We start from the raw sequence: 1,832 nt of genomic DNA on the forward strand, positions 1-1,832 counted from the left end.
TATGGGGTCACGTGGTGCTAGCTCGCGATGAGCTCCTTCTCGTCGATGAGGGCCTCCTGCTGACGTGATGTCGGCTTGCGTCCTGGCTTCCGCTCAGAAGCGTCGACATGCTTTCCGAGGATGCGGCGCTCGAGGAGCGCCTGGAGAGTGATACCCAGATCGCGAGCCTCCTGGTGCAGCTGCGCCCGCTCCTCGTGGCTCAGCCGAAACAGGACCTGCGTCTGGCGGTCTTCCGCGACGAGTCCATTGGCCATACCCGCCATCCCACCAGCACGAGCCCTGAAATCTGATAGCAGACACGCCGAACGATCCACGTAAAACACATTTCTGTAGTTCCGAGTCATCTTCACGCCGCCACCTCAGGGCCAGCGTGCCAGTGACCGTCGTCGGTCTTGTGGGCGTCACCGTCAGCGGCGAGGCGCTTGAGCGCGCGGGAGAGCGTGCCCTTGGGGAACTCGACGCGATCGAGGATCGCGCCGAACTTGATGCCCTCGGGCTCCTCGCGGAGGACCTCGAGCACAGCGAAGCGGTTCATCGCGCCGGCCTCCTGGCCGGTGCGGGCGGCTCCGGTGAGCCCTGCGAGTTCGGGGAACTGGGCCGCGAGCTCGTCGGCCTGGCTGATGGAGACCCCAGCTGCCACAGACTCGTCCGCGCTGGGGGTGTGCGCGTGGTCCGTGGCAGCCGGGGAGCTGTTGGGGCTGGCTACGCCGATCTGGTTGAGGTCGCCGGCGGCGTCGTTCTTGTGGATGCTGATGACTTCGGCGACGGTGCCGCCGTTGCGGACGGCTCGCATCCGGGCGGCTGCGTCGCGGCCGCGCACGCGGGTGGCGTAGCCGGCCGGGGCCATCGCCTCGGCGTCCGCGCCCTCGAACTCGCGGACGTCGCCGAGCTCCTCGAGGATGTCCTCGACGTTGTCGGGGACGGCGTAGCGGACGTGGGTCTGCGGGGCCAGGACCTGGCCGCGCTGGATCACGCCGACGTGGCCAGGCTCGGCGGGCAGGGCTCGCAGGTCGATCGACTCGGCGGTGGAGGTACCGGTGAGCATGTTGCTGGTGCCGCCGGTGGGCCGGTGGCCGATGCAGGTGCCGCCGCTCATGGCGAGGTCGCGGGCCTGGCGCCCGCCGACAGTGTCGGTGCCCAGTGCGTCCTGGGCGAGCTGGATGACGCCAACGCCGAGCTTGCGGCCCTCGCGCTCGATCTCGAGGACCATGTCGCCGTAGCTGATGAAGGCGCCGTTCTCGCCGACGTTGGCACCCGACTTGCCCAGCGCGCGAGCCACCGTGGTGGCCTCGTCGATGACGAGCAGCCCGGCCGGGTCGGTCTCCTCGAGGCCGCGCCAGCGCGAGAGGCCCATCTGGCTGCGGCGGGCCTTGCGGGACTTGGTCAGCAGGTAGGCACCCAGGATCCCGCGCTTCCAGGCCTCGACGCCGTCGACCGCGAACCAGTCTGCGCCGCCGGTGAGGTGGCTCGCGGAGGTTCCCTGGCCGCCGTCGACGTAGATCATGACCGTGCGGCGCGCGACGATGCCGGGGAGCACCCACGTCGTCAGGCTGTTGGACTTGCCGGCGCCCGTGGTGCCGGAGATGAACCCCATCATCACGCCGTCTTTGTCGTTGAGCAGGACGGGGATGTCTACGCCATCGGGAGTGATCGAGAAGGGCACCGTGGTGGAGCCGTCGGGGTGATCCTCGAGGACCGGGCCAGGCCATTCGGCGTTGATCTTGAGCGCGTCGGGGTCGTGCAGGATGGTGACGTGAATCTGGCCGGAGTCGGTCTTGTTCGCAGCGAGCCTGACCGTGCCGACGCCGAGTCGCATCTTCCGCTCGAGCTGC

General features: G+C 69.1%; 2 protein-coding genes. Both read right to left on the bottom strand.

What is annotated here, in order from left to right; genetic code table 11:
- Positions 1 to 17 precede the first annotated feature (17 nt).
- Entirely contained in the window at positions 18 to 254 is a 237-nt protein-coding gene (locus tag ACFV9G_RS29790) for a plasmid mobilization protein (RefSeq protein ID WP_378685506.1), read from the bottom strand.
- Positions 255 to 346: 92 nt separating this feature from the next.
- Positions 347 to 1,832 (bottom strand): hypothetical protein (locus ACFV9G_RS29795; RefSeq protein WP_378733084.1); only part of this gene is annotated, 1,486 nt, incomplete at its 5' end.

Source organism: Nocardioides sp. NPDC059952, from assembly GCF_042730435.1.
Taxonomy (GTDB): Bacteria; Actinomycetota; Actinomycetes; order Propionibacteriales; family Nocardioidaceae; genus Nocardioides.

What these genes read in the sequence shown, in the direction of transcription:
- ACFV9G_RS29790 (WP_378685506.1), bottom strand. Translation starts at nt 254, where the DNA reads ATGGCCAATGGACTCGTCGCGGAAGACCGCCAGACGCAGGTCCTGTTT.